Raw genomic sequence first — 7,813 nt, forward strand, 5'->3', positions numbered from 1 at the left:
AAGTTACATTTGTCAAAGTCAAAGTTTATAGCGAAAGTTTGAAATTAGATATTACCCCAAGTCCAAAAGTTAGACAGTTAAAGTATTACTTTCATTTGCTGAGTTCTCATCCCAGACTTTCTGTTGATTTTCAGCCGATAGACTTGTTTAAAAATCAGTCAGAATATTGGAAATGGCTACATAATGAAGAGTTTGATGAGAATACACAAAAAATTGTTGAGGCATTCCAAAAACAAGCTAATATTAGACTAGATGGTGTAGTCGGAGTAGAAACTTATACTGCGATCGGTAATTTTCTTGGCGATATCAACTATTCACAGCCAGATAAAAATACTCCTTTAGCTGACTTGCTACCTATTCCTATTTGGATAAAGGATAGTACATTTAAAATTATTTTTGATACTCTTAAATCCTGGTGGATATCTTTTAATACAGTTCCCCAAGACAATAAGGAAATAGCTTGGTTCTTTCCAGAAATGTTAGAACTTAAAAAAACAGAACCAGCAAATCAAAAAGATTCAAGTCAGTCTAATTTTTTTGAAATGTTCAGACAAGAGTTTTATGTGGTTGAGCCACTCGTATCTGCAATAACTGAAATGATCTCGCCTTTTGCTACTCACGAAGACCTAGAATCTGCTTTACAAGCAGAATTAAACAAATTCCAAAACTTCGATCAATCTCTAGAAAATTCCTCTGTCAAAGGAGCTATTTTAAAAGTAGCATCTCGCCTAAAGATAGAACTAGAAGAGAGAGAAAATCTGGCTAAAACCGACCACGAAAAATTAAAGATAATAACTTTTTATAAAATTATCCAGCTCATTGTTCAAGGATACATAACAAAATATAGCCTCAGCGGAGACCAAAAGCTCTTAAATTCATTTTCCGCACTATACTTATTTGAAATTGAAGAAGATAAGGAAGAAAATGAAGATTGCAAAAAGCATAATAAAAATCCAAAAAACCAATTGGCTTTAACAGATAGTGAAAACATTATTCCCCTCACAAACTTAGATTTGTTAGTTAACAGGAAGTGGTATGAAAAATTTAAGAAAAAGTTAGCGGAAGAAGATCTAAAACCCTACGGTATTCTGCCTAGCGGCGTGGACTTAACCACCTGGTGTTCTCCAATTAGAGACCAAGGTTCTCTTAACTCATGCACAGCTTTTGCAGCGGCGGCACTATTAGAATACTTTGCCAGAAAAGCTAAAGACGAATATACCTCTATTTCTCCACTATTTCTCTATAAAGTAGCGCGCAATTTAATGAACTCTACGGGCGATGTGGGGGCATCTGTGCGGGAAACTATGAAAACAATGGTAGCATTCGGGGTTCCTCCAGAAAAATACTGGTCTTATGAGGCGGATAAGTTTGATGAAGAGCCACCAGCATTCTGCTATTCCTATGCCCAAAGCTATAAAACACTTAAATATTTCCGCCTCGATCGCCCCGATCTTACCAAAGAAATTCTGCTCTTTCAGATTCAAGCAGTTTTAGCAGCGGATTTTCCCTGTATATTCGGATTTACCGTCTACAGTTCCATTTACAATAAAGAGAACATCAGTAGTGGCTGTATTCCCTACCCCAGTAAAAAAGATCAAGTCATAGGAGGGCATACGGTTTTGGCAGTTGGCTACAATAACTACAAAGAAATCAAGCATTCCAATGGCAGAGAAAAGCCAACAAGAGGAGCATTCCTAATCAAAAACTCTTGGGGAACAGAATGGGGTCAGAAAGGTTATGGTTGGCTTCCTTATGAGTATATTTTAAAAGGGCTAACTGCTGATTGGTGGTCGTTAGTTAAAGCAGAATGGTTCGAGGCAGGAGATTTTGGGTTAGGATCCCATGCTCCAGGGGGGGGTTCTTGCAATCCAGGCGAACCCGGCTGCGGCGGGTAAATGCAAAATAAAAGCGTTAAGTGGTTAAAAAGCGATCGCTCTTTTCCTTTCCACCCCAAGGATATCACCCCTCCCACCATCAAAAGCTATACTAAAATCAGCACCACAACCATCAAACAGCATGGTACAAAAACTATCGGCCGAAACTGTATCAGAAATTATCTACCCAGACAGCGACGGAGAACCAATGTCAGACAATACCAAACAATTCCGATGGATTGTCACTATTAAAGAAAATCTAGAAATCTTGTTTGCCAACATCCTAGATGTATTCGTCGCTGGAGATTTGCTTTGGTATCCCGTTCAAGGAAATAACAAAATTCGCCAAGCACCGGATGCAATGGTAGTCTTTGGTAGGCCAAAAGGTGACAGAGGTTCTTATGAGCAGTGGAAAGAAGATAACATCCCTCCTCAAGTCGCTTTTGAAATCTTATCCCCTGGGAACCGCTCGGTCAAAACAGGAGAAGAAGTCCTGTTTTATCAGCGCTATGGAGTTCAAGAATATTACATTTACGATCCAGATAATATTGAGTTGACTGGCTTTGTTCGGGATGAAGATTGGTTTGAACCGATCGCAGAGATGAATGGCTGGGTTAGTCCGTTGTTGGAAATTCGCTTTGAATTGACAGAGGATACTCTGGAAATTTATCGTCCAGATGGCCGGAAGTTTCTCACTCCTGTGGAAATGGATCAACTGAGGGAACAGGAACGGGAAGAGAAGGAAATTGCTCAATCTCTTGTCCAACAGGAACGGCAAGAGAAGGAAATTGCTCAATCTCTTGCCCAACAGGAACGGCAAGAGAAGGAAATTGCTCAATCTCTTGCCCAACAGGAACGGCAAGAGAAGGAAATTGCTCAATCTCTTGCCCAACAGGAACGGCAACGTGCGGATGAAGCGATCGCACAACTCGAACAAGAGCGACAACGTTATCAAGCTTTGCTACAACAAGTACAGCAGCAAAGCATAGACTCGGACGCTAGTAATTAACACAATTAATCTAACTCCATCCATCTAATTAGTCCAGTTTACCAACTGTCTACTCCCATCCTGACTACTTGAGGCTGAAACCCTATTGGTATCGATCGCCTTTTTAGTTAAAACTCCGATCGCTCTGTGCACTTATCCAAACTGTCCCTATCTCTCCCGATCGCTTCTTCTATACTCTCTATTCTTGAAGTTAATCCACCGAAAGATATATTTAAACCGGAGAGATTATGGCACAACAAATTTTACGTCAAAAAGATACTAATGCTTGGATTTTACAGTGTTGGATTTCCTTTATTCTCGCTACTTCTACCACGGCGGTCGGTATCATTTACTTGCCAGTTGATGTGTGGGTAAAAAGTTTTGTGGGTATGGGTTTGACTTTCTCGGTTGGTTCTTCTTTTACTTTAGCAAAAACGATTCGGGATAACAATGAGGCTACTAGATTGACTGCGAGAATTGATGAGGCTAGAGTTGAAAAAATTCTTGCGGATCACCATCCTTTGAAATAAGTTATGGCAGAAGGAAGAAGAACCCCCCCCTACCCCCCCCAAGGGGGGAATGAATCAGAACTTCTGCCGGGGGGAATGAATCAGAACTTTTTAAGGAGGGAATGAATCAGAACTTTTTAAGGAGGGAATGAATCAGAACTTCTGCTGGGGCGAATGATATAAAATCCTCTCTTCATCGTCCTGAATTAAACTCTCTCTTCTCTCCCTTCGCGTCCTACGCGCCTTCGCAGTTCAATCATAATGACTAGGAGCCTTTAACAGCCTCTCAAAGGCAGGCAAGGATGCCTACCTAAAATAAATTACCGAATCAGTTAATAATGACTACCTGATTTGCGGTAATGGACTGCTGTCACCCCGTCATTATTTAACAAATGACCGTTTTCGACTTTTGCATAAACTACCCAATGATCGCCGCATTCCATCCGACTCACCACCTCACATTCTAGATAAGCCAGAGCATCAGTTAATACTGGACAATCATTGCTAGCTTCAATTGTTTCGACTCCGGCAAATCTGTCTTCTCCAGGAGCAAAGTTTTTCATGAAATGCCTCCGCAACTGTCGCCCTTCTGCTAAGATATTTAGCACAAATTTATCGCCGGCATACATCAAAGCTTCGATCGCCCGATCCTTCGCCACCGCAATAGTCAACCCAGGAGGACTAAAGGTGGCTTGTGATACCCACGATGCAAGCATGGCGCTGCTGACCTCCCCACGCTTGGCCGAGAGTACGCACAGAGAACCAACCAGTCTTCCTACTGCTTGTTCCGTGCGATCGCTACCCCCCGTCAATTGTGATTTTGGCGCCCGCAATTTTTGCGATTTAATCAAAGCTTGAGCAAAATCTGTTCCCGCTTCTTTGCACTCGTGAATCGTCGCCGCCGTCGGCTTAAATTTGGCTCGAATCGGTTCAAATCCGATGCGATATCCGGCATCTTTCAACTTGCTTTCTACTAAGTCGATCGCCTCTCCACTCCAGCCAAAGGAACCGAAAACACCAGCCAGCTTACTCTTGGTTGCTGTAGACAAAACAATTCCCAAAGCCGTTTGAATTTGCGTCGGTGCGTGTCCGGCTAGGGTGGGAGTTCCGATGATAAATCCCGCGCATTTTTCGATCGCCTGTTGAATTTCTCCCGGTTCGGAAAATTCACAGTTGATGGTTTCCACCGCCACGCCGGCTTTAGTAATTCCTTTGGCGATCGCCTGGGCTAAAGTTGCCGTATTGCCATAAGCAGAAGCATAAATTAACGCAACTGTCAAGTCTTTCGAGTTTTGTTGTTGGCTCCATTCCCGATACAAATTGGTGAGTTCGTGGAGGCCATAACGCACTAGCGGGCCGTGACCGGGAGCATAAAATGCTGTGGAGAAATCCGCCAACTTATCCATTGCCGCCAGCACTTGTTTCGCCTGGGATGCGTGGAGGGAATCATAATAATAACGTCTGTCTTCGCTGTAAACACTCCACCCTTCATCGAATACTTGATCGCCACAAACATGAGCGCCAAAGAATTTGTCAGTAAACACGACTCTAGTCTGCGGATCGTAAGTGCAAAGTTCATCTGGCCAGCGGGGAGTAGGAGTGGCAATAAATCTTAGTTCGTGACCTTTTCCTAAGTTTAGTCTTTCTTCCCCTCGGACTACTAAAATGTTTAATTCTTGTTCGGGAAAGGATGCTCGCAGAGCGATGGCGGCTGGATTTGTACACACAAAAGCTATTTGAGGTGATAATTCTAACAAAGCTTTAATTGTTACCGCTCTGTTAGCATTAAAATGTCCTAAAATTACGTAATCTACTTTTTTTAGGTCTAGCCTTTGTTGCAAACAATCGAGATAGTTTTGAGTGAAAGATTCTCCCGGCGGGTCTAATAAGGCTGTTTTTTCAGCTTGAATGATGTAGCTATTGGCTGTTGTTCCCCTTTGCAGGGAATATTCTACTTCAAATTTTAGTCTGTCCCAAGTTCGCGATCGTACTGCTGCTGTATCTGCTGCAATCTGAAAAAATTGTACATCGCGGGGTTTGATTTCTGATGTTTCTCTGGAAATTAAAGTGTTAGTCATTGATTGCACCTATTTCTATTAATTTTGCTACAGCAATGCTATTGATTTTCTGAATTAGATTTTTTTTCTTTAACCGCAGAGGGCGCAGAGAACGCAGAGGAAGAAAGAAGGGAGGGAAAAAAACAAAAGATGTTTAGCCAGCTAATTTCTTCTTCCTTCTTCCTTCTTCCTTCTTCCTTCTTCCTTCTTCCTTCCCCCCTTGGGGGGGGCAGGGGGGGGTGACTTCTTCCTTCCTAGTAGTGATTGCCGACTTTGCGGTGGTGCACTGCGGGGAGTGCGTCGGGATTGGATACGCGGCCGCTATCTACTGTGGCATATACTATGTGATGGTCGGAAAGTTCCATCCGGCTGACTACTTGGCATTCCATGTAGGCTAAGGCTTCTGTCAGAATGGGAGAACCGTTGTTTGCGGCTTGGGTTTTTACTCCGGCAAATCGATCGGCACCTGGTGGAAAACGTTTTAAGAAGTGCTTCATTAAGGTTTGATACTTGCCTTCTTCTAGCACGTTTAGCACGAATTTGTCTCCGGCGTGCATCATTGATTCGATCGCCCGATCTTTGGCAACTGCTATGGTTAAACCTAGGGGTTTAAAGCTGGCTTGTGTCACCCAAGAAGCTAGCATCGCACCGCTAATATCGCCTTTTTGAGTGGTGATGATATACAGTCCGCCGCTGATTTTTCCCAAGGCTTTATCGAGGTCGCTGTCAAGAGATTTCATCTGTTTGACGGCTTTGTCCCGCGTCAGCCACTGTCCCAAGTCGGTGCCGGCTTCGTCGCACAGTTGATAAATTGCTTCGGTGGGCGTTTCTTTAATCAAAATATTGGGAAATATCTCTTTTAAACCCAATTCTTTGAACTTGTTTCGTAGGGGATAAATTGATGAGTCGTCTCCGCCACCGGATTCGCACAAACCGAAGGATTGTTTGTTGTTGGCTGCTACTAAAATTGTGTTGATGGCCGCTTCGGCATTCGCCCCAGCAGGGCCCGTGCTTGGTGGGGAACAAATTACAATCCCGGCGGCTGTACCGACGAGTTCGCGGACTTCTTGTAAGTCGGCGATTTTTAAATCCATCATTTCTACGGCTACACCGGTTTTGGTGATTCCGTGGGCGATGGCTTGGCTGAGTCGATCGCTAAATCCGTAGTCCGATGTGTAAAATACTGCTACTGTTGTTTCTGTCTTGGTTTGTTCTTGGCTCCACTTTTTGTAGCGCCCGGTGAGTTCCACTACGTTGTAACGTAGCAAAGGGCCGTGACCGGTCGCAACAGTACCGATTTCTCCCAATTCTGCCATCCGCTTCATGGCACTCAAGACCGATCGAGCATTGGGAGCCATCAAGCACTCATAATAAAAGTGGTAATCTTCTTCTACTGCTGCTAAATCGTCATCGTAGGTACTGTCGGAACAGTAGTGCATCCCGAAAGCGTCGCAGGTGAACAGCACTTGAGTTTTAGCGTCGTAGCTGAAAATAGTATCGGGCCAGTGCAAATTCGGTGCCGATACGAATTCGATAATGTGGCCGTTTCCTAAATCTAGTTTCTCACCATTTTTGACTATCAGTCGCTCAAAGGGCTGGTGTATCAGGTTTTCTAAAAATTGAATTGCTACTTTTGCACCGACGACAATGGCTTGGGGTGCTAAAGCTAGCACGTCTTTAACCAAGCCACTATGGTCGGGTTCGGTATGGCTGATAATTATATAGTCAATCTGTTTCGGGTCGATTTCCCCCGTGAGAGTGTCTAAATATTGTTGGCGAAATTTCTCGTGAGAGGTATCGACGAGGGCTGTCTTTTCGCCACGAATGATGAATGAGTTGTAAGTGGTACCGTTTTTGAGTCCGAATTCGATGTCAAAGCGGTCTCTATCCCAGTCCAAGCATCGAATTGCCGTTGTGTCAGGGGCAATTTCGACTTTTTCCACCGTCAATCTGCGTTGGACTCGTTCAGTCAGCGCTACCATGGCGTGCCTCCTAGTCAGTGATTCTTACCTTATTACTTACATTCTTGCACGTTTTTTTTGTAAAATTTTATCAAATTTCCTATCAATCAGTTAAACATTTTAAAACTGATGTCGATCGAATCGATTTTAGCTGACTAGACGGGAATCCCCACACTATATCGCTTCGCTTCGAGAATTGTAAGGGCGGGTTTTACCAACAATAATTGCCAAAAACTGACAATCTCAAAAACCCGCCCCCACCCAAGGGTAAATCGCAATCTACTTCTTTCAAGATATAAGGGTTGGGAACTGTCAGATAAAATCTACCCATATATAGACAAACTTACCGGAATGTACACATAATAGAGTGTATACAGTTAGGTATCCTCTATTATGGAATCCAATGAAGTGACTATTTCAATCG

General features: G+C 43.3%; 6 protein-coding genes. 4 read left to right on the forward strand and 2 right to left on the reverse strand.

Features of this window, described 5'->3' with window-relative positions; translation table 11 throughout:
• Positions 1–38: 38 nt before the first annotated feature.
• From ACBR23_RS20500 to ACBR23_RS20515, 4 genes are all read left to right on the forward strand, one after another.
• Complete coding sequence (locus ACBR23_RS20500; protein WP_371120342.1) at positions 39–1,895, forward strand: C1 family peptidase; 1,857 nt, start codon at positions 39–41, stop codon at positions 1,893–1,895.
• Positions 1,896–2,126: a hypothetical protein gene (locus ACBR23_RS20505; RefSeq protein ID WP_371120991.1), complete on the forward strand. Its 231-nt coding sequence runs from the start codon at positions 1,896–1,898 to the stop codon at positions 2,124–2,126.
• Positions 2,017–2,883, forward strand: coding sequence for a Uma2 family endonuclease (locus tag ACBR23_RS20510; RefSeq protein ID WP_371120341.1), 867 nt, complete (start codon positions 2,017–2,019; stop codon positions 2,881–2,883). The genes ACBR23_RS20505 and ACBR23_RS20510 overlap by 110 nt, the downstream gene beginning before the upstream one ends.
• 227 nt (positions 2,884–3,110) lie before the next feature.
• Positions 3,111–3,392, forward strand: a complete 282-nt coding sequence (locus ACBR23_RS20515) for a YiaA/YiaB family inner membrane protein (RefSeq protein WP_341737678.1) — start codon at positions 3,111–3,113, stop codon at positions 3,390–3,392.
• A 311-nt stretch (positions 3,393–3,703) separates the two neighbouring features.
• Here the strand turns inward: ACBR23_RS20515 and ACBR23_RS20520 are convergent, their stop codons facing one another.
• Both ACBR23_RS20520 and ACBR23_RS20525 read right to left on the reverse strand, forming a co-directional pair.
• Positions 3,704–5,449, reverse strand: coding sequence for a diflavin flavoprotein (locus ACBR23_RS20520; RefSeq protein WP_341737679.1), 1,746 nt, complete (start codon positions 5,447–5,449; stop codon positions 3,704–3,706).
• A gap of 233 nt (positions 5,450–5,682) precedes the next feature.
• Positions 5,683–7,410: a diflavin flavoprotein gene (locus ACBR23_RS20525; protein WP_371117255.1), complete on the reverse strand. Its 1,728-nt coding sequence runs from the start codon at positions 7,408–7,410 to the stop codon at positions 5,683–5,685.
• Positions 7,411–7,813 lie beyond the last annotated feature (403 nt).

Origin of the sequence: Microcoleus sp., assembly GCF_041354475.1 — a bacterium.
Classification (GTDB): domain Bacteria; phylum Cyanobacteriota; class Cyanobacteriia; order Cyanobacteriales; family Microcoleaceae; genus Microcoleus.